The organism is Acinetobacter sp. Gutcm_16 (assembly GCF_028649355.1).
GTDB classification, from domain to species: domain Bacteria; phylum Pseudomonadota; class Gammaproteobacteria; order Pseudomonadales; family Moraxellaceae; genus Acinetobacter; species Acinetobacter johnsonii.
Window position 1 is genome coordinate 1 of the sequence record NZ_JAQSUV010000024.1, and the last position, 26,024, is coordinate 26,024.

Consider the following 26,024-nt stretch of genomic DNA (forward strand, 5'->3'; position numbering starts at 1 on the left):
GGAAAGGACGATGACAGAACAAAAATCTGCAGGCTTAAGATTTAGACAAGCACTGGAAGTGGAAAAACCATTACAAATTATCGGTACAGTCAATGCTTATGCAGCAATGATGGCGAAACAGGTGGGCTACAAGGCCATCTACCTTTCGGGTGCTGGTGTAGCCAACTACTCTTATGGATTGCCTGACTTAGGCATGACCAGTCTGGATAATGTTTTGGAAGATGTACGCCGGATTACCGAACGTGTAGACACCCCGTTACTGGTCGATATCGACACGGGTTGGGGTGGGGCATTTAACATTGCCCGCACTGTGAAACAAATGATTGCCGCAGGGGCAGCCGCAGTTCACATCGAAGACCAAGTGGCCCAAAAACGTTGTGGCCACCGCCCAAATAAAGAAATCGTCACCCAACAAGAAATGGTCGACCGCGTCAAAGCGGCTGTCGATGCCAAAACCGATGCAAACTTTGTGGTGATGGCACGTACCGATGCTCTACAAAAAGAAGGCCTACAAGCGGTGATTGACCGTGCCTGTGCTTGTGTAGAAGCCGGTGCTGATGCGATCTTTGCTGAAGCAATGACTGACATTACCATGTACAAAACCGTCTGTGATGCAGTTGGTGTCCCTGTACTAGCCAACATCACCGAATTTGGCGATACCCCATACTACACCAAAGAACAACTGGCAGAACAAGGCATCTCGATGGTGCTGTACCCACTGTCACCGACCCGTGCCATGCAAAAGGCAGCACTGGAAGTCATGCATGCCATTCGCAATGACGGTACCCAAGTCAACGTCCTCGACAAAATGCAACAGCGCAAAGAACTCTACGAATTTCTCGATTACCACACCTTTGAAAACACATTAGACAAGCTGTTTAAACAGGAGAATTAAAAATGGCTGAAGGAAAAGTCCTCACAGGCGCAGGATTGCGCGGACAAGTCGCAGGAAAGACAGCACTATCAACCGTAGGCAAAAGCGGGGCAGGTTTAACCTACCGTGGTTATGACGTCCAAGACCTCGCTGAAAACTGCCAGTTTGAAGAAGTGGCCTACCTGATCTTCTTTGGTGAACTACCCACAGCAGAACAGCTCACCGCTTACAAAGCTAAACTCAAATCACTGCGCCAACTGCCACAAGCACTCAAAGAAGTCCTTGAGCGTATCCCAGCAGATTCACACCCAATGGATGTGATGCGCACAGGCGTATCGATGCTGGGCAACCTAGAAACAGAACAATCCTTTGCCGAACAGCAAGATGTTGCAGACCGAATTCTCGCAACGCTTCCAGCAATCATTTGCTACTGGTACCGTTTTAGCCATGATGGCGTACGCATTGAAGAAAACACTGATGACGATTCAATCGGTGCTCAATTCCTACACCTGCTGCGTGGTGAAAAACCAAATGAACTGCATGAACAAGTGATGAACGTATCACTGATCCTCTATGCAGAGCATGAATTCAACGCATCGACTTTCACCGCACGTGTATGCGCATCAACCTTATCCGATATGCATTCATGCATCACCGGTGCAATTGGTTCACTGCGGGGTCCATTACACGGTGGAGCAAACGAAGCAGCGATGGAAATGATTGAAAACTGGACGTCCCCTGAAGAAGCTGAGCGAGAAATGCTGGGCAAATTGGAACGTAAAGAAAAGATCATGGGCTTTGGACATGCAATCTACAAAGACAATGACCCACGTAATGGCATCATCAAAATCTGGTCAGAGCGCTTAGCCAAAGATGTCGGTGACACGGTTCTTTATCCAGTATCAGTACGTTGTGAAGAAGTGATGTGGCGTGAGAAGAAATTATTCTGTAACGCAGACTTCTTCCATGCATCGGCTTACCACTTCATGGATATTGCGACCAAATTATTCACCCCAATCTTCGTGATGAGCCGTGTGACAGGTTGGGCAGCGCATGTGATGGAACAACGTGCAGACAACCGTATCATTCGCCCAAGTGCGGACTATACGGGGCCTGAGCTGCGTAAAGTGGTGCCGATTGAGGAGCGTTCAGCGGCTTAATATGAAGCTCTGATACATTATAAAAAAGCCTCTTCGGAGGCTTTTTTATATGCAATTTTTTGTTGATTTTTCTCACGGGTTAATTCAGATAAATATTTAATTTTAATGAAATAATAGATAATTAAAAGAATAGAATTGCTATAATCGCGACCGTTTATTTCTTCATTTATATTGTAATTTACTTTATGAAACATAAGTTTTTGTGTGTATCAGCACTGTTTTTGGGGTTGTCTCATTCTGCTTTCGCCATGCCATTTGACCCGCTTATTGGAACATGGAAAGTGATTGATGATCGGACCGGGTATTATATTTCAGATATTGTGATTCGTAAGAATTCTAAAACATCACAATATAGCGCAGTAGTGACCAAGTGCTATCCTTTGGCTGGAGCGCCTGTGAGTGATGTGTGCAGTAAGTGTCAGGGTGGACTCAAGGATAAACCGATTTTTGGTATGCAAGTGCTGAATGGCTTAATGGGTGATGCAACAGGTCAAAAATTCGCAAAAGGCCAATGGCTGAATCCTCAAGATGGCCGTGTGTATAACATCAATACTGCGCAGTTAAATGCAGGTAAAGATCAGATGAAGGTACAAGCCTCAGCAAAAGATGCGAAAGGTTTGAGCAACATGACATGGAAAAAGCTTTAAGTCTTTTGATTGTGTCGATAAAGCCATTGCACTTTCATAGTGCGGTGGCTTTTTTATGGATAAAAAAGTTGGAAGGGTATTTCCTAGACTTGTTGAATCCGTATAAAAAGGAAAAATCATCTTTCGGAGTGTGTGGTCAAAGAAAATGTAGTCTATTTAATCGATGAGATGTACGTCATGACAGAGAGAGGATTAAGATTTACTTAATTGATAATGATAACTATTATTGTGTGTTAAGCTTCGGTATCTCATGGCTGTATATACGAAAAATGACTCATCTTTATAGAAAGATTTTTACTACTGTGCTTTTGCGAATTTTTGGCTCGTTATTGATTTTGGGTGCCAGTTTAAGTATTTATGCGAAACCTGAAATGAAACCTTTACCTGCCAATATTGCAGAAATCGGCTCGGCTTATTACAGTTTTAAAGTCAAAGAATTTACAACTACAGATCAAAATAAAACTTATCGCGTTTGGTTAGGTATTCCAAAGACAGTACAGAAGAAGCGGAACGCGTATGCATCGGTCTTTATGCTGGATGGGAACGCTGCGATGTCCCATCTGAATGAAGAAATACTTAAGTCTTTGTATGAAAATGATGCCCCTGTATTGGTTGCCATTGGTTATAAAACCAATTTGCCATTTGCCATTTGCCACAGCTTTTCGTTCACTTGACTATACTCCAGCAGATTTATTAATGGGGAAACCCGCTCAAGACCCAAGAAATCCAGAGCGGATGAGCGGGGGAAGTGCTGATTTTAGAAATGTGATTTTGAAGGATATCGCCCCTTGGGTTGAGCAGAATGTAAAGCTGGATGCGCAAAAAAGAGCGTTATGGGGGCATTCCTATGGAGGGCTTTTCGTGCTTGATAGCTTGCTCGATGGTCGTTATTTCAGCCATTTCTTTGCTGCAAGTCCATCACTTTCTTGGGCAGATGAGCGCATGATGCAAAAAATTAGAGCTGTAAAATTAGTCAAAGAGCCACAAAAACATGTATTGCTGATGGAAGGTGATCTTTTAACACATACTGGAGCAGAGCAAAGCGCTAATTTTGATGCAAATGGCATTAATAAAAATAGAGAAATTTTGTCTATATTTGATCAGCAAGGCGTAGAGGCTAAATTTTTAATCTATCCAAATCTAAAGCATGGTGAGGTCTTTAAAGTGTCTTTATTGGATGTGCTTTCAAATAAATTATATTGATGGTATTTAAATTATCCGAACATAAAGAAAAGCCTGAGCATAAGATCAGGCTTTTCTTTTAAACAATGTTAAACAGAATTTTGTTCTAGTAGTACTTGGCCATATTGGGCGCGGAGTTCACGTTTTAGCATTTTACCCGTACCGCTCAATGGAATACTGTCGACAAAAATCACACGGTCAGGGATCTGCCATTTCGCAATTTTGTCGGTATAGTAGTCTAAGACACCTTGTTCAGTGACCGTGCTATCGGGTTTCTTCACAGCGATGACAATAGGACGTTCATCCCATTTTGGATGTTCGGCTGCAATAACGGCTGCCATAAGAATGTCTGAATGTCCCATCGCAAGGTTTTCAAGTTCAACCGATGAAATCCATTCGCCGCCAGACTTGATCAGATCTTTAGAGCGGTCACTGATGCATAAGAAGCCATCCTCATCTAAGGTCGCAATATCACCTGTGTCAAACCAGCCATCGGTCGTGAGGGCAGATTCATCTTTACCAAAGTAACTGTCAATAATCCAATGGCCCTTAATTTGTAGATTTCCAATCTGTTCACCATCGCGGGCAATTTCATGGTTGCCTTTTTCTTCATCGGTAAGACGTAAATCTACGCCAAAAGGCGGACGGCCTTGAGAAAGATGTAGCTTGAAACGCTCTTGTTCAGAGAGCTGTTGATGTTTGGCTTTAAGTTGGTTGGCAGAACCGAGTGGACTGGTTTCGGTCATGCCCCATGCATGGATGGTGTCGCAGTTATAGTCATTTTTAAAGGCCGCTAACATGGATGGCGGACATGCAGAACCACCAACAACGTTACGGTTCATACTTGCCAGCTGGCTGCCTGTTTGTTTGGCTGCTGCCAGTAAACCTTGCCAAATGGTGGGTACACCCAAAGCCACAGTGACTTTATAGGTGTCAATCATATTCACTAAACTTGGCCCATCTAAGCCTGGCCCAGGCAATACAACGGTACAACCGACCATAGCTGCTGCATAAGGCGTACCCCAAGCATTGACATGGAACATGGGCACTACAGGCAACATAATGTCATTTGCAGACAGATTAAGAGAATCGGGTAGGCTGATGGCAAAACTATGCAAAATGGTAGAGCGGTGGCTATATAGCACGCCTTTTGGATTTCCAGTTGTGCCCGAGGTATAGCACAAAGAGCTTGCAGTTTGCTCATCAAAACTTGGCCATGTGAATTGTTCAGACTCTTTGCTGACCAAGTCATCATAAAATTTTACATCGGCAATTTTTTCTGCAATAGCGTCATCTGCAGCATCTAAGCAAATAAAGTGCTCTACATGGGGTAAATGTGCTTTTACCGCAGCAATGAGTGGTGCAAAGGTTTTATCAAATAACACCACACGGTCTTGGGCATCATTGATAATAAAAATCAGTTGTTCTGGAAATAAACGTGGGTTGATGGTATGGCAAATATAGCCACTGCCAGAGATCGCATACCAAGATTCTAGGTGACGATGATTGTTCCATGCGATGGTCGCCACGCGGTCACTTTGCGAAAGTCCTAAATCTTTGAGTACATTAGCAAATCGCTTAGAATTGACTGCGACTTTGGCCCAGTTGGTTTCAGTGATACTACCGTCTGTATTTTTAGAAATAATAGCTGTATCCGCATGGTAGCGTTCTGCGTGATCAATAAGATTGCTAATTAATAGCGGTTGAAACATCATACGTCCAAGCATGTATAAATATCCTTATCGTTGCTTTTTTATCAAACTCTTTATTGGTTGCTCGAAACATCTGTTTTGAGCATTGATTGTATTTTTATCCTAGCTTGATCCAAATTTAAATCAAGCATTGTTTTATTCTCAGCCGCATTTTTAAAAGCGATGTGAAGCAGAACGATAAGTAAATAAAAAGCATCATTTAAAAAAGTAAATGACCATTTATCACTTTATGTTGTTATTCGACAAAAGGCACTTGAAATTTATAAAAAGTATGTTTAAAACTGTGTATAGCTCATGAGATATGAGTTGTGGGTATTTCAGGAAGATATACCTATTTTAAGAAGCGAATTTTTAAAAAATCATTTACAGGAGTTAAAAATGCTTCAGTTGTTTAAAAAATTATTTTGCATCCACGTTTATGAATATGAACAAATGACTGAAATAGGGGAGCATATGGAATGCCGAAAGTGCGGTGATTCTAAAACCGACTAATCATCTTAAGAAAAAGTGAGCGTAGGCTCACTTTTTAATGTCTATTATTTTTTATGGCTTAGTTTGACTGAATTGACTCAGAACGACTTACAATAGCCGAATAACAGTGTTTAGCGTATTCGGATGATGACTAAAAATTTTCAAGCACAGACTTATATTGTTGATGATAATCTGACTGATACCTTAAGCTGGCTGTGTCAGCATCAAGAGTGTTTTGATTCTTTTCACTATGACGCGATTCGCCAAACCTTAACCGTATGCCATGCCAATGGTGAAGATGAGATATTCCAAGGCGATTATCTGAATGCCAGTTATGGCATTTTAATTACTGCGCATAATTTTGCTCGGTCGCCTGAAGGTTAAATAGATAGACATTAAAAAAGCCCCATACTGAATAAGGGGCTTTTTTGTGCTTAGCAAATCTTGTGAATTAGCTTGCCATGGCATCTAGGCTAAGGTCTGCAACCGTTGGTTTTGGCTTTTCTGCCACTAAACCTAATTTGGTGAACAGTTGACGGTCCTTACCTTCGCCTGCATTTGGTGTGGTCAGTAATTTCTCACCTGAGAACAATGAGTTTGCACCCGCCATAAATGCAAGTGCTTGGTCTGAGTCAGAAAGTGCTTCACGACCTGCAGATAGGCGGATATAGCTGTGCGGCATGATAATGCGCGCAACAGCAATGGTACGAATCCATTCCGTCACATCGAGTTTTTCAACATCTGCCAGTGGCGTGCCTTCAATTGGAACCAACATGTTGATTGGCACAGATTCTGGGTGAATTGGCATTGTTGCAAGCTCTTGCAATAAACCAATACGGTCTTCTTTCTTTTCACCTAGACCAACGATACCACCGCTACACACTTTCATGCCTGCTTGACGGACATATTCTAAGGTATTTAAACGGTCGTCAAAGGTACGTGTACTAATAATATGTGAATAATACTCGCGTGAAGTGTCGAGGTTATGGTTGTAATAATCTAAACCTGCATCTTTTAAACGTCCAGCTTGAGACTCATTCAGCATCCCTAAAGTCATGCAAGTCTCTAAACCAAGAGCTTTCACCTCTTTAACCATTTCTAGTACATAAGGCATGTCACGTTCATGTGGGTTACGCCAAGCTGCGCCCATACAAAAACGAGATGAGCCTGAGGCTAAAGCTTCTTTGGCTTCTGAAATCACTTTGTCTACAGCAATTCGCTTTTCGGCTTCAAGTTTTGAGTCATAACGTGCTGACTGAGAGCAGTACTTACAGTCTTCAGGACATTTTCCTGTTTTAATCGACAATAAAGTACTGACTTGAATGGTGTTGGCTTGGAAATGTTGGCGATGTACGGTCTGCGCTTGAAAGACGAGATCAAGAAAAGGCTGATCATACAAAGCTTCGATTTCTTCACGCGTCCAATCATTGCGTAGGTTCATAATGGCGATCCATTTTTAATTCTAACTTGTATACATCATACATTTAACGTGCCAACTTAAAAGGCATTATTGCTCAGTTTTAATAGTATCTCCCGATTATGTTTTTAATTTTATCTTTTTATGAGATTGTAAAAATAGTTGCAAAGTTGAGCGTTTTTTCATAAATTTGGCCGCAAAATTCTATTTATTTGGATTTTGAGTTACACTGAAAATGCAGCTAAATAGATAAAATAAATAAAATTATGCAAGCAAATGGCTATTTGATTGAACTTTTATTGATTGAGTCTGTTTGACGCAAGTTTTAGTGCTTTTTCATCAGTTGCTCTTGGATGGCCCAGTCAATATGGACTTGCACAATATCGTTAAGCTCTGGGCGAGAAGCTTGTAATTGCTGCAATATTTCATCTGAAAATGGTGCATTACCTAGACCAATCGCGACGTTACGCATAAAGCTTTGGTAGCCTGTACGACGTAGGGGACTCCCTTCTGTATTTGCCATAAAGGTGTTTTCATCCCATTGCCAAAGGTCAATCAGTTGAATGTCATCCAAGCCATGACGCGGGTTAAAATCATCAATTGGTGTAGTTTTGGCAAAGCTATTCCACGGGCAAATGAGCTGGCAGTCATCGCAACCAAACACACGGTTACCAATACCACGGCGTAGTTCTTCAGGAATAATGCCTTGGAACTCAATGGTTAAATAGGCAATGCATTTACGTGCATCTAATAAATAAGGCTCAACAATGGCTTGGGTCGGGCAAATATCAATACAAGCGCTACATGAACCACAGTGTTTGGTGGTGGCTTGATCAAAAGTTAGCTCTAAAGAGGTAAAGAGCTCACCCAAAACAAAAAATGAGCCTGATGTTTTATGAATGAGTAAGGTGTGTTTACCGACCCATCCCATCCCTGCATTTTCAGCCAATGATTTTTCAAAAATGGGTGCTGAGTCTGCAAATGGGCGAGATTCAAAATCGCCAACTTTGGCTTTGATTTTCTGAGAAAGGGTCTTTAAACGCCCACGCATGACTTTGTGATAGTCACGTCCGCGTGCATAACGCGCAATGATGGCGCTATTTGGTGCAAAAGGCACAAGACGTGGTTCAGGAACGGCAACCAAATAATCCATACGCACACAAATAATGCTTTTGGTGCCCGGAACAAGCAGTGTTGGATCTGCGCGTTTTTCTAAGTTTTCAGTAAGAAAATGCATGTCACCATGATAACCAAGTTCTAAATATTTTTTAAAACGCGGCAATTCAGCTTGAGCATCTGGTTTGGCGATGACACAATCAGAAAACCCCAAAGCCAGTGCTTCAGCTTTAATCCAAGCCTTAAGCTGCTCTGGATCATATTGATCTACAGGGATTTTTGAGGAAGATGTGGATGTTGTCATAACCAAGAACAAAGGAAAAATCATGCATCAGCAAGTGTACCACAGCAGCGAGATTCAAGCATGGGAAGCGCGTTGGTTCGCGCAGCAAAATAGTGCTTATGGGCTGATGCAACAAGTCGCATGGTCAACAACTGAACAGATGCTGCCTAGGCTTAAACAGCAGAAAGTCAAAAGCGTTGCGGTGTGTTGTGGTCAAGGCAACAATGCAGGTGACGGTTACTTGATTGCATCGTATCTAGCCGCGCAAGGTTATGACGTTGAAATTTATGCAGCTGCTTTGGGAGAGTCTACTTCACTGCAACAAGCACATGCAGCAGCTGTGCAACTGGGGATAACGATTCATACCGGTTTTGATTTTCAACATTCATATGATGCCTATATTGATGCTTTGTTTGGCATCGGGTTAAACCGTGAGCTCAGTTCAGACTGGCAGGCGGTGATTCAGCAGATCAATAGTCAAACAGGTTTAAAAATCGCGGTTGATATTCCAAGTGGTTTACAGGCCAACACAGGGCAAGCTTTACCTTGTGCAGTTGTCGCCGATTATACTTTTACGGCTCTGGGCTTGAAGGCTGGTTTATTTACTGGGCAGGGTAAAGCTTATGCAGGAGTCGTTGAGCTTATTTCGCTACTTCCTGTAGACAATGCTTTAAAACCTTTAGCTTCACTTGCTCCACAGCATGTGCACCTTGTACCGCGTCAAGCCTTTGGGCATAAAGGAAGTTATGGGCATGTACTGGTTATTGGGGGACATGCACAGATGGGCGGTGCGGTGATGTTAGCCGCAGAAGCTGCCTTTCATGCCGGTGCAGGCAAGGTGACCGTGGTATGTGATGCAAAACACCATACTGCAATTCTAGCCCGTGCACCCAATATTATGCTGCGCGATATTAACCAAATGTCGCTCCAAGAGCGTGAAGCGTTGGTGGCACATGTGGATGCAGTCAGTTTTGGTATGGGCTTGGGAAGAGACTCGTGGGCTCAGCAGCAGTTTGATGCATGGTTTCCATTCATTCAAACTAGTACTTTACAGGTGGTATTGGATGCGGATGCTTTATGGTTTTTGGCTGAGAAGCCAGTAAAGCTTGGTAAACAGGTGTACGCAACACCGCATCCTGGGGAGGCCGCGACTTTACTCGGTATCAGTACTTCAGCGGTGGAGTCCGACCGTATTGCAGCTATTTATGCTTTACAAAAAAAATATGCAGGACAATGGGTGCTGAAAGGTTCGGGAAGCTTGATTTTAGATACGCAACTTTGGATTTGTACCGCAGGTAATCCGGGGATGGGGACAGGTGGAATGGGTGACGTATTGGCAGGCATGATTGCCAGTTTAAAAGCACAGTTGCAAGATGACATTACGTTACATCAAATTGTGACCTTGCATGCCCAAGCAGGTGACCTTTTGGCTCAGCAAGGTGAACGTGGTTTACAAGCGCAGCAAATGAGTCAGGCTATTTATACGGTCGTGAACCGAGAGTATACAGTATGAAAGCAGTAAAACTGACCATATCGGGAAAAGTTCAGGGTGTTCGATATCGACGCTGGTTTGCACAATATGCTGTTGCTTTTGGGGGATGATGGTATGGTTGCCGAACTGGTGAGTCGCGCTAAAGTCGGGCCAACTCATGCGGTAGTCACGGATGTGGTCATCGTAGAACTGGCTTCAGAACAGCAAAAATTTACAGATTTTCAAATACGTCGCGAATGACTAAGTATTCAAAAATAAAAAAAGGGCGAAAGTTTAACTTTCGCCCTTTTTTAAGATGTTAAATCTTAGTGGTGGTGACCACCAGCACCGTGCGCATGGCCGTGCTGTAATTCTTCTTCAGTTGCATCGCGGATTTCTACGATTTCAACTTCGAAAGTTAAGTCTTGACCAGCAAGTGGGAAGTTCGCATCAACAATTACGTTTTCGCCTTCAACTGCTTTTACAGTTACGATTTGAACGCCATCATCAGTTTGAGCTTGGAACTGCATACCCGCTTGGATGTTGTCTACGCCTTGGAACATTTGCGCTGGAACTTCTTGAACGAGTTCAGGGTTGTATTCGCCATAACCTTCAGCAGCAGGAACAGTAACAGTGAATTTTTCACCTACAGTTTTGCCTAGCAATGCATTTTCTAAACCTGGGATGATGTTACCTGCGCCGTGCAAATATGCAAGTGGTTCACCTTGTGATTGGTCTAGCGTTTCGCCTTCAGCGTTAGTCAATTTGTAGTTGAAAGAAACCACGTGATCATTTGCGATAGCAGTCATGTTTTTCGTCCATTCATTTAGAATTTAAGGGGTATATCATAAAGTGAAAAGCAGCTTTTGTAGACTAAATTTAGCAAAAAAACTGCATTTTCCACGTTCTTATGGCGTTTTTTTATTAGTGGGGACGCATTTTTAGATTTCAATGCAATTTTATTTTCGGACCGACTTTTTTATTCATCAGGTCTTTTGCGGTCATCAGCCCAGCTTGGGTATAGCCATGTAATGTGGCCTGATGGAGTCGATATAAAGAAACATACATGGTTTTTGCCAGCACGCCTTGCACATTAACTTGGTCCAGTAGTTCGCCGACAGCTTTATATTGACTGAGGGAAACCAAAGAGCCTTTGTCAGAAAATTTAAACATCGGCAAAGACTGACCACGAATGCGCGCTTTGAGCGCTCGAACCAAAAAGGTTGCTTGTTGGCTGGCCACTTGAGCACGTGGGCCAAGGACTGGTTCATCGGCCGCGGGCTGGCAGTGAGCACAATCGCCAAAGGCAAAAATGTTGGGGTCGGAACGGGTTTGCAAAGTTGCATAGACTTTAAGACGTCCAATCGCATCTTTTTCAAAGCCTTCAAGCGCATTTAAAACGACAGGCGCTTTGATGCCTGCCGCCCAAACTTTTAGATCGGCATCGATTTGTGTGCCGTCAGCAAAATAGACATGGTCTTTATCTAACTTGGCAACACGGTGATGGGTGAGGACTTCAACGCCAAGTTTTTCCAATTGGGTATGTGTGTGATTTGCCATTTTGGTGGAGAGGGCGGGAAGAATACGATCCGCTGCTTCAATCAAGGTCACTTTGACTTTGTTTGGGTCAATTTTATTGAGACCGTATTTAAAAAAGGTACTTTTCGCATGGACCAATTCGGCAGCAAGCTCGACTCCTGTGGCACCTGCACCAATAATCGCAATATTGAGTGCGCGTGTTTCGGGGCGGTTTTGTGCATCTAAATACAAATGTAGAAGGTCTTGCTGGAAAATTTCAGCTTGCTGGCGACTGTCGAGGAAGTGGCAGTAATGTTTAGCGCCTTCGGTCGAAAAGTCGTTAGAGGTCGAGCCGACTGCAAGGACTAAGGTGTCGTAGTTGAGTTCAAACTGCGTGGTTTCAGTGCTTTGTTTGGCATATTGGCGTGCTTCAAGTTTTACTTGTTTATGTTCTTGGTCTAAGCCGACAAAACGACCCAAAACAAACTCATAGTGATGTTTAGAAGCATGTGCAAAATAATTAATTTCTTCAACACTTGGGTTGAGTGTACCTGCTGCAATTTCGTGGAGTAAGGGTTTCCAGATATGAGTGAGGTTTTGATCGACGAGGGTTATTTTCACCCACTTGGATTTTGCGAAGCTGTCACCGAGTTGCGTTGCTAACTCTAGACCACCAGCACCACCGCCAATAATAACAATATGGTGTGGCACTTGTTCTGTTTGTACAGCCATATGAAGCAACCTATTTATTATTAAAAAAAAGAAGATGACATTGAATATGCCATCTTCTTGATTTATTGATAATTAGATTGTCTTACAAGTTACATAAAGTATAAAACTCGGGATACTGCTCGAACTTAACCGAGTGTGTAGGTTTTTGCTTTAGGTTCATCGCTTGATAAAAATGGAAACAAGCTTTTGAACCAAAACATCAGTCGCTGGAAAATATTGGCTTCTTCAATTTGTACATCTTCTTCAATGGTAAACGTTTGAATGAGCTGATTGTTTTGATAGACCTGTACTTTCGCAAGTTGCATGACTTCAGCCAGCGGAGCGGTCAGCTTGTTTTGCAACACTTCAATGTTGAAATGCGTTTTTGTAGACTCTAATGGATCAATGCGTTGAATAGTGCCATTGCCTGTATTGAGCATAATCCGTTGGTTGGTCTGGTCAAAGGCATGTAAGTCAATGGCATATGGTTGATCGTACAGTGATGTGGTCACAATTTTCGGTTGCTTACTTTCCACTTTGAACATTTTCAACGTCGATTTGACTACAGGCAGCTCTGCGATAATTTGCTTATCTTTCAGTGCAACTTCATTGCGAGTATAGGTATAAGACAAATTCATGAGGTTGTGTGCAACTTCAGCGCGTTTTGCTGCGCTTTCTGTACCCAAAACGATGACCACTAAGCGACGGTTTGGATTATCTGTATTCATGGTCGGGCGGTTTGCTGTCAGCGCTAAATTGTATCCCGCTGCTTTGGTATAACCTGTTTTTAAGCCATCTACTGTCGGGTCTTGTTTTAACAGAACATTGGTTGCACGGTGAAAGCGTTGGTTGTAGCTAAAACTTTGCTGTTTTGAATAGTATAAATAGTCTGGCGTTTCATTCACCAAGGCTTGGCCTAATAGCGCTAAATCATGAGCGGTCGAATAGTGCTCTGGCATGGTGATACCCGCAGGGTTTTGAAAATGCGTTTCAGTCATTCCCAGTGCTTTGGCTTCTTGGTTCATTCGTGCAACAAAGTTTGGAATATCACCTGAGATGCGTTCCGCTAAAGTCACTGCTGCGTCGTTGGCAGACATGACCACTAAACCCGCTAAAAGCTGATCCACAGAAATCTGTTCACCTTGTTTTAAGTACATTTGGGACTCATCCCACATCACTGTACTGACCACAGGTGTCGCGGTAAGAATTTCGCTCTTATTGAGCTTCCCTGCATTAATTTCTTTGAGTGCAATATATGCCACCATCATTTTGGTGAGCGAAGCGGGCGCACGTTGAACATGACTATTATGCTCTGCAATGACTTGCCCCGATTGGCTGTCAAAAACGGTCCAAGCTTGAGCTTCAACTGTTTCAGGAACAATATTGAGCAATGCCGCTTGAGTGAAACTTGAACATAAGGCGAAGAGTGTAGCGATGAAGTAGATGACAGCTTTCAATGAAATTCCCTAACCAAGCCATTCCGTGACTTTTAAACCTAAAACAGCTGCAAATGCTATGCCTTTTTTTCCTCAATGACCAGTCAAAAATGCAGACAAATGTGACTGTGACGCAAAACTGGCGTAAATAATGCTAAGCTAAGTTATAACTCATTTCATTTTATTTTGTATCGCCCATTATGTTGCATTATCAGATCGAATTTGACGATTATCGTCAGCACCTTATACACGTGACTTTACGTTTTGTAGCAGACCCAACACAGGTACTTTCATTACCGACTTGGATTCCGGGTAGTTACCTCATTCGCGAGTTTTCAAAGCATATAGAGTCGGTTCGTGCTTATGATGAAGAAGGGCGTTTGTTAGAAATTCAAAAATTTGAAAAGAATAAATGGCGTCTTTTTAATACCGATCATGAACTGATTACGGTTGAGTATGATGTCTATGCCTATGATCTGTCGGTGCGCGGTGCGTATGTAGATCAAACCCGTTTATATGTAAACCCCGCATGTGCTTGCTTAGGTTTGGAGGGTCAAGAGGACAAAGCAGTTGAAGTTGAATTGTTCCTTCCTGATGAGCTAAAACACTTCCAATTGGCCACTGGTATGGCTTCAAAAAGCCTCGTTAAAGGTCGTTTTACTTTAAAAGCCAAAAACTATGCCGAGTTGATTGATGCACCATTTGAGTTGGCAGAGCAGACGCGTTTTGGTTTTGAAGCTAATGGCATTCCACACGAGTTTGTGGTGTCAGGTAAACATGCCATGAATGCTGCACGTATGCAGAAAGACATTGAAAAAATCTGTGCAACAGAAATATCAATGTTTGGCTCAGCACCATTTTCAAACTACACCTTTATGACGATGGCAACAGCAAATAGTTATGGTGGTTTGGAGCATCCAAATTCAACCAGTTTGATTAGTCCACGTGAAGACTTACCAAAAGCCAATGAGCCTGAAGAGCCGTCTGAAGACTATCAACGTTTCTTAGGTTTATGTAGTCATGAATACTTCCACTCATGGTTGGTCAAATTCATTCGTCCTGAAAACTTTGTCAATTATGATCTAAATAAAGAAGGCTATACCTCTTTGCTTTGGATTTTTGAAGGTTTCACGTCTTATTATGATGACCTGATTTTGCTACGTAGTGGTGTGATTTCCCAAGCCTCATATATCAAACTACTCAAAACTCAGATTGATCGTTATTTGCAAAATCCGGGTCGTTTTGTTCAGTCTGTGTCTGAGTCTAGCTTCGATGCATGGGTGAAATTTTACCGTCAGGATGAAAACTCGAACAATGCAGGCACCAGCTATTACAACAAAGGCTGTTTGGTTGCACTATGCTTAGACTTAGGTTTGCGCTTACGTGGTTCAAGTTTAGACGCGCTTATGCGTAAACTTTATGAGAACGCGCAAAAGGGCATACAAGTACATGAGCGTACGATTGTTGAGTTGTGTAATGAGCTGACGGGTGATAACTGGATTGAGCAAATCAATCACTTAATTAACACCACAGATGAGTTGCCGCTGGATCAACTTTTCCCTGAGTTTGGTTTAAGCTATAGCCTGAAAAATGATAAGTCATTACCGTTAGGTTTAAAGCTTGTAGATAAGCCAGAAGGCGTGTTGGTGCAAAGCGCACGTCGTGATGGTGCTGCTGCTCAAGCTGGCCTTTCTGCCCATGATGTGATCATTGCGATTGATGGTCTCAAAGCAACGGTGAAACTGGTAGAAAAGTATGCCAAGCAAGAAGGTACGTATAACATTTTGGCATTCCGCCGTGATGAGTTGATGAGCTTTGACGTAAAAGCTGCTGGCTCAGAACTGACTGAAGTTGAATTAAAAGTTGAAGACCAAGCGAAAGCAGAGAAGTGGTTCAAGGCTTAATCCCTAAGCCACTTTATTTGATTCTGTTGAGATAAAAACCGATGCCTAGACATCGGTTTTTTATGCGCTTATGTATTGCATTAACTACCACGGTAAGTGGAATAGCCATATGGGCTAATTAACAGCGGGATATGGTAATGATCTAATGAGCCATCAATTACAAATACCACGGGCACTTCTGGAAAGAATGAGCGCTGATTTTTTTGGCGAAACCAATCACCCGTTTTAAAGATAACTTTGTATACACCTTTTTGTAAGGCCGTATCTTTGGGATATAAATCATTGATTCGACCTTGGTCATCGGTCGTGCTTGAGCTGATTTCTGTCCATTTATCATTTTGTTGGGCTTCAAGTGTCACTTTGACATTGGCAGAAGGAAGACCATTTTCCAAATTCAGCACATGAACGCTCAATGGATTTTGAGCAAAACACCAAGAAGAAAAACCAAGTCCAATGAGCGGAAGCAGCATTTTTAGCATTGAATTGACCCTTACCGTTGCAGGAAAAAGATTCAGTTTAACCAACCATATAAAAATCATAGGTTTAAAAATGTAAAAATGGAGGAGTACGCGTAGAGGGTTTATGTATCAATATTTAAGCTGCGGCATGATGAATGGCTCTGCCGATTTAAATTTAGCGCTGAGAAAAGTCATGCTTATGCATGTAGGGCTACAAGACTGTATTATGTGAAAAATATCTGTTGTTGTGGCTTAAATGAGGTAAATAACACATTTCGCTAAAAAATTTGTTTATTTGCTAAGCAAAAGCTAAAGCCTTGTGGAAAGAGGTGATTTTGAAAAACGAAGGCTGTAGTGGTATTTTCTGGCGAAATGTCGTTATCACTGGATATTACGTTGACTGTAAAGCCCTGAGGGACGATACTTTCAGGGTTTTATTCAAGCACATCGGTTCGCAGGGGTTGAGCCAGAAGCTCATCACCCTAAAAAACTCAATCTAACGCAAGGGGCTATATATGGCTGGTGGAAAGTCAACCATCATTTACACACTGACCGACGAGGCGCCATTGCTAGCGACTTATTCGCTACTGCCGATCATTGAGACCTTTACTAAACCTGCTGGTGTAGAGATCGTTAAAACTGATATCTCTGTTGCCGCACGTGTTCTCGCAGAATTCTCTGAATACCTAAAAGAAGAGCAAAAAGTCCCAGACAATCTTGCAGAACTAGGTCGTCTTACTCAAGATCCAGATACTAATATCATCAAACTCCCGAATATTAGTGCTTCTGTTGCTCAGTTAACAGCATGTATCAAAGAGCTTCAATCAAAAGGCTACGCGATTCCTGACTACCCTGAAAACCCAACCACTGAAGACGAAAAAGCGCTTAAAGCACGCTATGGCAAATGTCTTGGTTCAGCTGTAAACCCTGTATTGCGTGAAGGTAACTCTGACCGTCGTGCACCAGCTGCAGTGAAAAACTATGCGAAAAAACACCCGCACTCTATGAGCGAGTGGAAGCAATGGTCTCAAACTCACGTTTCTCACATGGATGAAGGTGACTTCTACCACGGTGAAAAATCGATGACTTTAGATCGTGCACGTAATGTGAAAATGGAACTCATCACCAAGTCTGGTGAAACGATTGTTCTGAAGTCAAAAGTTGCACTTCAAGACGGCGAAATCATCGACTCAATGTTCATGAGCAAGAAAGCGCTTTGCGATTTCTATGAAAAAGAACTTGATGATTGTAAAGAAGCGGGCATTTTGTTCTCTTTACACGTGAAAGCAACCATGATGAAAGTTTCACACCCGATCGTTTTCGGTCACTGTGTGAAAATTTACTACAAAGATGCTTTTGAAAAACACGGTAAATTGTTCGATGAGCTAGGCATTAACGTAAACAATGGTATGGCTGGTCTTTATGAGAAGATCGCAACTTTACCGACATCTTTACGTGAAGAAATCATCGAAGACTTACACGCTTGCCAAGAACACCGTCCTGCACTTGCAATGGTTGATTCGGCGAAAGGCATCACAAACTTCCATTCACCAAACGACGTAATTGTAGATGCTTCAATGCCTGCAATGATTCGTGGTGGTGGTAAAATGTGGGGCGCTGACGGCAAACCTTATGACTGTAAAGCAGTAATGCCTGAGTCAACTTTTGCGCGTATCTACCAAGAAATGATCAATTTCTGTAAGTGGAATGGTAACTTCGATCCACGTACGATGGGTACTGTGCCTAACGTTGGTTTGATGGCGCAAAAAGCTGAAGAATACGGTTCGCACGACAAAACTTTCGAAATGTCTGAAGCGGGTGTTGCAAACATCACTGACCTAGAAACTGGCGAAGTGTTAATGACTCAAAATGTTGAGGAAGGCGACATCTGGCGTATGTGTCAGGTGAAAGATGCACCGATTCAAGATTGGGTAAAACTTGCAGTAAACCGTGCTCGTAACTCGGGTATGCCAGCAATCTTCTGGTTAGACCCATACCGCCCGCACGAAAATGAAGTGATCAAGAAAGTACAAAAATACTTGAAAGACCACGACACTGCCGGTTTAGATATTCAGATCATGTCTCAAGTACGTGCAATGCGTTATACACTTGAACGTGTAGCGCGTGGCCTAGATACGATTTCTGTAACGGGTAACATTTTACGTGACTACCTGACTGACTTGTTCCCAATTATGGAATTGGGTACTTCAGCGAAAATGTTGTCTATCGTTCCGTTAATGGCGGGCGGTGGTATGTACGAAACTGGTGCGGGTGGTTCAGCACCTAAACACGTACAGCAGCTTGTAGAAGAAAACCACTTACGTTGGGATTCTTTAGGTGAGTTCTTGGCGCTTGCTGTTTCTTTAGAAGAGCTAGGCATTAAAGAAGATAACGCTCAGGCGAAACTTCTTGCGAAGACTTTAGACCAAGCGACTGGTAAATTACTTGATAACGACAAGTCTCCATCACGTCGTACTGGCGAGTTAGATAACCGTGGCAGCCACTTCTACTTAGCGAAGTTCTGGGCTGAAGCGCTTACTACACAAGATGAAGATGCTGAGTTGAAAGCGAAGTTTGCTCCACTTGCGAAAGCACTTGCTGAAAACGAAGACAAAATCATTGCTGAACTTGCTCAAGTTCAAGGTCAAGCTGCTGACATCGGTGGTTACTATGCTGTAGATACAGCTAAAGTAAATGCTGTAATGCGTCCAAGCGAGACTTTGAATGCTGCACTGGAAGCGATCTAAGTCAAAATGAAGTCGGTAAATTTACCGATGAAGTGAAAAAAGCCGATGCGAATGCATCGGCTTTTTTATAACTAAATACTATATATTTTACCGAGGAAGAATTTGTAACTCAGTTGGAATTCATGTAGAAAGTATAGTATCAACCTCACATTTAATTAGAATGTTTAAATTAAATATAAAGCAACTAAATGCATTAGCTCAGTTAGCTGATGAATTATTATTAGATACAAATAGAGAAGAAGAGTTAGTAGAATTATTAAATGTACATTTACAAACATCTTTTACATTTGAAAATGATACTTGTAAAGGATATTTTTATTATATTTTAGGAAATTGTAGTTCTGGTCTTTATAAATATAGAGATCAAGATTGGTATTCAAAAAACTTAATTGATACGGTTAATTTGTATCAAAAATCTGTTCACTTTTTAAGGAATGAAACTAAAAATATTGGTTTGCTTTCTGATGCATTAACAAATTTAGGAAATTTTCTTTCTTCGCAAGGGCGGGGTTTTTGTGCCCAGTATTACTGGGATAAAGCAATTGATATTAATAGAAATCCAGTTGCTTTAGTATCTAAAGCAACTGATATTCTGTTTAGAGCCGAACAATTATATGATGATTCCCATAAATTTATTCATTATCATTTTGCAAATAAGTTGATATCAGATGCTTATTTAAATATTGATCGATTGGAAGAAGAGCAAAAAATACCACTTATGCAAGGTCGTCAATTGTATATTTTTCAGCGATGGTATGCACAGAATTTTAAAGAAAATGAATTTAATTATTTAATGGAGTATAAACAGAAAACAATTACAAAAACTGAGTCTCGTTATTTGAATTGGGTTGCTCAGAATAAATTATTTATTAATGACTTGAATGATCTTTTGAATGAGCAAATAGTTTTTCAGGATGTGTTAGGTCTTCCATCTATGGTTCAAAAAATTAATAGTGCTTTAAGTTTAAAAGAATCATTAGTATTTCATTCAAATTTTGATGAGTTACGAAATGAGTACACATATGCTAGATACTTAATTTTTCAAGCTTCTGAACTAAAGGGGGATTCTGAGCATTTTTATAACAGGACTTATTCACATATTTACGATACATTGCATGCTCTAGATAATTTAAAGACTTCACATATGAAATCTGCATTTAGGATTTTATATTCAATTTTTGATAAGATTTCATATTTTATTGCAAAGTATTTTGATTTATCTATTAAAGATCATGAGATTAGCATTAAAGGAATATTTTATGAAGGAAAATTAGATAAGATTCGTGGTAGATTTTTTGAATCTAAAAACTATTTCTTGCATGCTTTATTTTATATATTAAAAGAGATTGAGACTGAACCGAAAGGGAAAAACAGAGATTCGATTGAAAATATGAATAAGATGGAAAATCTTGCAAATTTAGAAAAACATCGATTAGCAAAAATTAGGAACCATTTGGAGCATAGGTCTTTTCGAGTGATTGATGATTTTGGCTATGAATTAAATACAAAGTATAATTCTAGTGAAGTGTTTTGGTATCAAGAGTTATTAGAGAAAAAAGAGGAGTTGGAGAAGAAAAACCTTCAAAGTTCTGATGAATATATAGAAGTTATAAATTACATAAAAGAAAAAGAGATAAAATCTAAGTATATTTTCGAAATGCCTTTTTCGGAATTTGAAGAGTGTGTAATGCACATAGCGAGACTTGTTAGAAACTCTTTAATGTATTTATCGTTGGTTGTGCATTATGAAGAAAAAAATAAATCTGTAAGTGATAAATTTATTTTACAAAGAGAAGTTCCTCTGAAGTAAAAGCCCACTTTCGTGGGCTTTAAAATACTTAATTTTTAACGACCATTACGTCCGCGACCACGTGGTGCTTTCGTATTTGGACGTGTTGTACCATTGGTTTTACGCTTTGGTTTCTCACTATCATCCATTTGCCAAATACGCTTTGTACCTGACTTTTTCACAGAACCATCTTTGTTCTTACGAACCATAGGCTTACCACCTGTACCACCCGGTTTTTTCACATAAGAGCGCGAACGGTAAGGTGCTTCCGCAGGAATGTTTTGAAAGTCAGGGTATAAAAGTGGCTCGATTTCTTTGGATTCACCTGGTTGTAAACCCATTTGAACCAAATCAATTGCACCAATTTTAGTACGGATTAAACGTAAAGTAGGAAAACCTACAGCAGCAGTCATACGACGTACTTGACGGTTACGGCCTTCACAAATTGAAATTTCGACCCAAGAAGTCGGCACAGACGCACGAAAACGTACAGGAGGATCACGCTCCCATAACCACTCAGGTTGTTCAACTTTAGATGCTTCAGCAGGCAAAGTCATACCATCTTTCAGTTCCACGCCTTTACGCAACTGCTCAAGGGCTTCTTCAGTGACATCACCATCGACCTGAACCAAATACGTTTTAAATTTTTTATTGGCAGGGTTGGTGATGTATTGGTTCAAACCACCATGGTCGGTTAAAAATACCAAGCCTTCAGAGTCCATATCCAAACGACCAGCCAATCGCAAAGTAGAGTCGCTGACAAAGTCAGACATCGTCATATGTGCTTCATCTTTACGGAACTGGGAGAGGACGTCATAGGGCTTATTCAGGATGACGATTTTCATAGTCAATAACTTCTGTAATTACATAAAATAAGAAATATCAAGATTTATTTAATAGAGAAATGTAGTTATTTCTCGTATAAATCTCAAAAACAGCGGAATTCGATTAAGCTATTATGCGATAAGAAGAGTGGAAAGTATTGTCTATCGGCAATTATTTTTTAAATTTGCCAATTATAATAAAAGGGAGCGCCTGCAAAATGGGTTATCAGAAGATCATCGTTCCTGCGGATGGTAGTAAAATTACCGTAAACGCAGATTTATCATTAAATGTTCCAAATCAACCGATTATTCCTTTTATTGAAGGCGATGGTATTGGTGTCGACATTACACCAGCCATGAAAACTGTAGTAGATGCTGCAGTACAAAAAGCATATGGCGGTAAACGCTCGATTGAGTGGATGGAAGTTTACTGCGGTGAAAAAGCCAATAAAATTTATGGCTCCTATATGCCAGAAGAAACTTTTGATGCGCTACGCGAGTTTGTGGTTTCAATTAAAGGCCCTTTAACCACACCTGTCGGTGGGGGCATTCGTTCTTTGAACGTGGCGCTACGCCAAGAATTAGATTTGTACGTTTGTGTACGTCCTGTACGTTGGTTTGAAGGGGTACCATCACCTGTTCAGCATCCTGAACTGACCGATATGGTTATTTTCCGTGAAAACTCAGAAGATATTTATGCTGGAATTGAGTGGAAAGCCGATTCTCCTGAAGCGAAGAAAGTGATTAAGTTTCTCAAAGAAGAAATGGGCGTGACTAAAATCCGATTTGAAGATAACTGTGGTATTGGGATTAAGCCCGTATCGAAAGAGGGAACGCAGCGTCTTGTGCGTAAAGCGATTCAATTTGCGATTGATAATGATAAGCCGAGTGTGACCTTGGTTCACAAAGGCAATATCATGAAATATACCGAAGGGGCATTTAAAGAGTGGGGCTATGAACTTGCGATGGACCGTTTCGGTGGTGAGCTCATTGATGGCGGGCCATGGGTAAAAATTAAAAACCCAAAAAATGGTAAAGACATCATCATTAAAGATGTGATTGCCGATGCATTCTTGCAACAGATTTTAATGCGTCCTGCGGACTATTCAGTGATTGCGACTTTAAACCTGAATGGTGACTATATTTCTGATGCGCTGGCTGCTGAAGTCGGAGGGATTGGTATCGCGCCGGGTGCGAATATTGGTGGGGCGATTTCTGTTTATGAAGCCACGCACGGAACAGCGCCAAAATATGCCGGTCAAGATAAAGTCAACCCAGGCTCTATTATTCTTTCTGCTGAAATGATGCTACGAGATATGGGCTGGGTAGAGGCGGCAGATTTGATCATTAAGGGGATTTCAGGGGCAATTGATGCGAAAACAGTCACTTATGATTTTGAGCGATTAATGCCGAATGCAACCTTATTGCGTTGTTCGGAGTTTGGTGAAGCCATTATTGCGAATATGGAATAAGTTTTAAGCTGAATTGGTAGAAGCCCGCACATACTGCGGGTTTTCTTTTGTTGGCTTGAAAATAGCTCTGGAAATAGGTTTGCAATGTAAAACTAGGTTAAAGGATTTGTGCTTTCAGTGAGTATAGGTAAGGTTAAATAAAAAGGAGAGTTGATTCTTAATCATAATTTATATATGTAATTACAATGAAGTACTTTGATACAGCTTATAGCTTGGGTTTTTAGCTGAGTGATGTATGGTGGTCTTTGTCGAATGTTACGGCAGATGATAAAGGAGTAGTCTCATGGCTAATCAACAAAATCAACAGCAGAACAATCAGCAGCAACGTCAACAACAACCAAATCAACCACAAGAACAACCAGACCAGCAACAACAGCAACAACAACCCAAACCAAATCAAGGTCAGCAAAAACAGCCGAATCAAAACCAACCGAACCCAGATCAGCAACAACGCTAGGCGTATTGCTATTTCATGAACGAATGTTAAAGGTATTTCAAGGAAGAATCGATCAAAGGGAGTTGAACCAAAGGAGGACCCTATGTCGAATAATGTTGTGAAAACATTAAAACAGAAGATCAAAGCACGTTTAAAAAAGATCTCTAAGCATCAGTCTAAGCTGAAAGCCTTGGAGAAAAAACTGAAGAAGCGTAAGTAGTTTTACGTGGTTTATTTGAAGCAAAGCCCTCATTTTATATGAGGGCTTTGTCGTTACATATATAGGATATCTTTCAATATATGAGGCATTTAGTATGAAAAGGTAACTTTATCTTATTTTAATCTCTAAAAATTACCTGAGTAGTTGAATCATGCCTCGTTTAGTTCTGAGTGGAGCTATTTTAAGTATAAGTCTGCTGATGAGTGGATGTCAGCCACCGGCTTCGGGTGAAGCAGCAGGTTTGAGTTATCCATATTTATATTGGCAGTTATATAAGACGCCTTTAACAAAAAACTTAAATGTGCCTGTACAAGGTGTAAGCCATAAGCAGATACAAGATACTTGGGGGGCTGCACGTGGTCAGGGACGAAAACATCAAGGTATAGATATCTTCGCTAAACGTGGTACACCTGTCTTAAGCGCTACATCAGGCATTGTCTTGGATGTCGGTATCAATAGTCTAGGTGGACAAGTGGTATGGGTAATGGGACCAAACTTAAGCCGTCACTACTATGCACATTTAGATGCTTATGCACCTGATATTCAAACGGGTGATTGGGTTGAAGTAGGAGAAGTATTGGGTTATGTCGGGAACACTGGCAATGCCAAGAATACGCCACCACATTTGCACTATGGAATTTATAGGACTGGGAAAGGAGCTGTGAATCCTTATCCGTATTTAACTTTAAATGCATTGAAATAACCGAGCTTTGATCTACAGATGTAAAAGTTCGAATGCGTGAATTGTATTGGTTATGGAAGGCACATCAATTGGGTTCTTTTCTTATTCTTAAACCGTACATTTGTAGTATTTAGATGCGAGTAAAAAGATCACTACCCATTAAACAAATAACCCTCTACAAGGGTAACTTACTAACATAAGTAGTTTATTTTTGACTATCTTTTATATGAATTATAAGTACTCTTTTTTAGTTGTTGAATTGGAGGTGGATGTCGTACGGGTAAAGTAAAATAGTTGCAATGTTCCTAAACCGAGAACTCCCGCAGCAAGCATAAACTGAAAGTGATATGACCAACCCAAATGCTGCAAGGTACTAAAACTTAAACCACCGACCAGCTGGACCGTTGCAAAGCTGAGTGTTGCCATACTCCACAGTTTTTTATAGGCCAAGCCGTAGAGTTGTAAGATGGTGTAGGAGGTGAGGAAGACCACCGCAGGGTTCAGTAGACCTGTGAGAAATGAAGACAGGAGCGTAAATACAGGCGAGAAACTCAGAACTGCAATAAAAACTGCCGCAATATAGACACTGTATAAAATCTTTAAAGCCAGAAAGTTACCAAATTTACGTGCTAAAGTATAAGCTGTCGCTGCACCCAAAGCGCTGCCTAAGCCATATAAAATCCAGTTAAAATTGATCCAATATAAATTTAGCGTTAAAACATGACTTAAATAATCAATCCAAAACAAAGAATGGGGAATATAGGCAAAGGCGCTGCAGGCATAAACAATGAGTAAACTATAGTAAATTTTATTCACTGTATGAGTTTGGGGCTGGCTTGTAGGGATACTGTGTAGTTGCTTTTGGAAAGGGCGAACCAGTATCCATAATAACCATGTAATGACAAATGCAAAGCCACAGAGAATGAACCATGCGCTACTGATTGCAATACGGTCTAAATACGGCATAAACAGCGTGGCTGCCAATACACCAATTCCTATTCCGCTAAATCCAATTAGATTAATTTTAAAACGGCGCTGTAACTCACTGCACTGCGCCACAATACTGGGCGATAGAATCATCAGCAAACCACCGCCGATACCTGAAATGATGCGCCACACCAAATACCAAACTTCGTTAAAATGCGCAAATGCACAGGCAAACAGGCTGATTGAACCAAAGAGCGCAGCAAAAATGATATAGATCGGCATTTTTGCATTTTGTGGCAACTTCATCGCCCAAAATGCGCCGATCAGATAGCCCAGCAGATTGGCGCTACCGAGTAGGCTGGCGAAATTGTGTGACCATTCATAGGCTTCGCGAGTGGACGGCAGTAGAGCGGTATAAGAAAAACGTAAGATGCCAATTCCCAAGCACATACTCAGGCAGAGAAAGAGACTCAGTTGTACGGTGCTTGAGAACGTCCTGTTCATCATAATTTGACTATTTGTTTAAAAAATACACTTGAACTATAAGATGAAATTTACAATAAAACA

Annotated in this window: 21 protein-coding genes and 1 pseudogene; 13 read left to right on the forward strand and 9 right to left on the reverse strand. The window is 41.2% G+C overall.

The features are described 5' to 3' along the window. Nucleotides 1-10: 10 nt before the first annotated feature. From prpB to PTT44_RS16585, 4 genes and pseudogenes are all read left to right on the forward strand, one after another. On the forward strand, nt 11-895 hold the full coding sequence (gene prpB / locus PTT44_RS05195) for a methylisocitrate lyase (protein ID WP_062033198.1): 885 nt from the start codon (nt 11-13) through the stop codon (nt 893-895). Between the two features lie 2 nt (nt 896-897). Beyond that, on the forward strand, nt 898-2,034 hold the full coding sequence (gene prpC / locus PTT44_RS05200; RefSeq protein ID WP_058951806.1) for a bifunctional 2-methylcitrate synthase/citrate synthase: 1,137 nt from the start codon (nt 898-900) through the stop codon (nt 2,032-2,034). Nucleotides 2,035-2,219: 185 nt separating this feature from the next. Continuing rightward, entirely contained in the window at nt 2,220-2,681 is a 462-nt protein-coding gene (locus PTT44_RS05205; RefSeq protein ID WP_168159305.1) for a DUF2147 domain-containing protein, read from the forward strand. Between the two features lie 269 nt (nt 2,682-2,950). After that, nucleotides 2,951-3,884 (forward strand): annotated as a pseudogene (locus tag PTT44_RS16585) (alpha/beta hydrolase). Nucleotides 3,885-3,952: 68 nt separating this feature from the next. Here PTT44_RS16585 and PTT44_RS05220 read toward each other — a convergent pair. Next, nucleotides 3,953-5,590: a long-chain-fatty-acid--CoA ligase gene (locus PTT44_RS05220; RefSeq protein ID WP_168159304.1), complete on the reverse strand. Its 1,638-nt coding sequence runs from the start codon at nt 5,588-5,590 to the stop codon at nt 3,953-3,955. 603 nt (nt 5,591-6,193) lie between these two features. Between PTT44_RS05220 and PTT44_RS05225 the strand changes: the two genes are divergently transcribed. Continuing rightward, complete coding sequence (locus PTT44_RS05225; protein WP_168159336.1) at nt 6,194-6,430, forward strand: hypothetical protein; 237 nt, start codon at nt 6,194-6,196, stop codon at nt 6,428-6,430. 67 nt (nt 6,431-6,497) lie between these two features. Here PTT44_RS05225 and bioB read toward each other — a convergent pair whose 3' ends face one another. Next, entirely contained in the window at nt 6,498-7,487 is a 990-nt protein-coding gene (bioB, locus tag PTT44_RS05230; protein ID WP_004981788.1) for a biotin synthase BioB, read from the reverse strand. Between the two features lie 301 nt (nt 7,488-7,788). Continuing rightward, nucleotides 7,789-8,883 carry a tRNA epoxyqueuosine(34) reductase QueG gene (queG, locus tag PTT44_RS05235; protein ID WP_168159303.1) on the reverse strand — a complete coding sequence of 365 codons (1,095 nt, stop codon included), beginning with the start codon at nt 8,881-8,883 and terminating at the stop codon, nt 7,789-7,791. 22 nt (nt 8,884-8,905) lie between these two features. On the opposite strand from queG, the gene PTT44_RS05240 reads away from it, so the two are divergent. Together PTT44_RS05240 and PTT44_RS05245 are read left to right on the forward strand one after the other, a co-directional pair. Then, a complete protein-coding gene (locus PTT44_RS05240) occupies nt 8,906-10,375 on the forward strand; it encodes an NAD(P)H-hydrate dehydratase (RefSeq protein WP_148825893.1) in 1,470 nt (489 codons plus the stop codon). 36 nt (nt 10,376-10,411) lie between these two features. Next, the gene (locus PTT44_RS05245) at nt 10,412-10,594 is read left to right on the forward strand and encodes a hypothetical protein (RefSeq protein WP_228716728.1); all 183 of its coding nucleotides are present in this window, start codon (nt 10,412-10,414) and stop codon (nt 10,592-10,594) included. A gap of 65 nt (nt 10,595-10,659) precedes the next feature. Here PTT44_RS05245 and slyD read toward each other — a convergent pair whose 3' ends face one another. The 3 genes from slyD to PTT44_RS05260 form a co-directional block, all read right to left on the reverse strand. Continuing rightward, the gene (gene slyD, locus PTT44_RS05250; RefSeq protein ID WP_004696728.1) at nt 10,660-11,142 is read right to left on the reverse strand and encodes a peptidylprolyl isomerase; all 483 of its coding nucleotides are present in this window, start codon (nt 11,140-11,142) and stop codon (nt 10,660-10,662) included. Between the two features lie 139 nt (nt 11,143-11,281). Continuing rightward, nucleotides 11,282-12,583, reverse strand: a complete 1,302-nt coding sequence (locus PTT44_RS05255; RefSeq protein WP_168159302.1) for an NAD(P)/FAD-dependent oxidoreductase — start codon at nt 12,581-12,583, stop codon at nt 11,282-11,284. Nucleotides 12,584-12,708: 125 nt separating this feature from the next. Then, nucleotides 12,709-14,019, reverse strand: a complete 1,311-nt coding sequence (locus tag PTT44_RS05260) for a D-alanyl-D-alanine carboxypeptidase PBP6B (protein ID WP_168159301.1) — start codon at nt 14,017-14,019, stop codon at nt 12,709-12,711. A 179-nt stretch (nt 14,020-14,198) separates the two neighbouring features. Between PTT44_RS05260 and PTT44_RS05265 the strand changes: the two genes are divergently transcribed. Further along, nucleotides 14,199-15,902: a M61 family metallopeptidase gene (locus tag PTT44_RS05265; RefSeq protein WP_168159300.1), complete on the forward strand. Its 1,704-nt coding sequence runs from the start codon at nt 14,199-14,201 to the stop codon at nt 15,900-15,902. A gap of 80 nt (nt 15,903-15,982) precedes the next feature. Here the strand turns inward: PTT44_RS05265 and uraH are convergent, their stop codons facing one another. Beyond that, nucleotides 15,983-16,381: a hydroxyisourate hydrolase gene (gene uraH / locus PTT44_RS05270; protein ID WP_168159299.1), complete on the reverse strand. Its 399-nt coding sequence runs from the start codon at nt 16,379-16,381 to the stop codon at nt 15,983-15,985. A gap of 494 nt (nt 16,382-16,875) precedes the next feature. On the opposite strand from uraH, the gene PTT44_RS05275 reads away from it, so the two are divergent. Next, entirely contained in the window at nt 16,876-19,107 is a 2,232-nt protein-coding gene (locus PTT44_RS05275; RefSeq protein ID WP_273795557.1) for an NADP-dependent isocitrate dehydrogenase, read from the forward strand. 160 nt (nt 19,108-19,267) lie between these two features. Next, the gene (locus tag PTT44_RS05280; RefSeq protein ID WP_168159297.1) at nt 19,268-20,917 is read left to right on the forward strand and encodes an LA2681 family HEPN domain-containing protein; all 1,650 of its coding nucleotides are present in this window, start codon (nt 19,268-19,270) and stop codon (nt 20,915-20,917) included. Nucleotides 20,918-20,952: 35 nt separating this feature from the next. On the opposite strand, the gene PTT44_RS05285 is transcribed toward PTT44_RS05280, so the two are convergent. Continuing rightward, on the reverse strand, nt 20,953-21,741 hold the full coding sequence (locus PTT44_RS05285; RefSeq protein ID WP_168159296.1) for a pseudouridine synthase: 789 nt from the start codon (nt 21,739-21,741) through the stop codon (nt 20,953-20,955). A gap of 197 nt (nt 21,742-21,938) precedes the next feature. On the opposite strand from PTT44_RS05285, the gene icd reads away from it, so the two are divergent. From icd to PTT44_RS05300, 3 genes are all read left to right on the forward strand, one after another. After that, nucleotides 21,939-23,192, forward strand: a complete 1,254-nt coding sequence (icd, locus tag PTT44_RS05290) for an NADP-dependent isocitrate dehydrogenase (protein ID WP_168159295.1) — start codon at nt 21,939-21,941, stop codon at nt 23,190-23,192. Nucleotides 23,193-23,475: 283 nt separating this feature from the next. Then, nucleotides 23,476-23,649 (forward strand): hypothetical protein, encoded by a 174-nt coding sequence (locus PTT44_RS05295; RefSeq protein ID WP_004696738.1) that lies wholly within the window; start codon nt 23,476-23,478, stop codon nt 23,647-23,649. A 350-nt stretch (nt 23,650-23,999) separates the two neighbouring features. Beyond that, nucleotides 24,000-24,551: a M23 family metallopeptidase gene (locus PTT44_RS05300; protein WP_168159294.1), complete on the forward strand. Its 552-nt coding sequence runs from the start codon at nt 24,000-24,002 to the stop codon at nt 24,549-24,551. A gap of 210 nt (nt 24,552-24,761) precedes the next feature. Here PTT44_RS05300 and PTT44_RS05305 read toward each other — a convergent pair whose 3' ends face one another. Beyond that, complete coding sequence (locus PTT44_RS05305) at nt 24,762-25,964, reverse strand: YbfB/YjiJ family MFS transporter (protein WP_216076743.1); 1,203 nt, start codon at nt 25,962-25,964, stop codon at nt 24,762-24,764. Between the last annotated feature and the right edge of the window lie 60 nt (nt 25,965-26,024).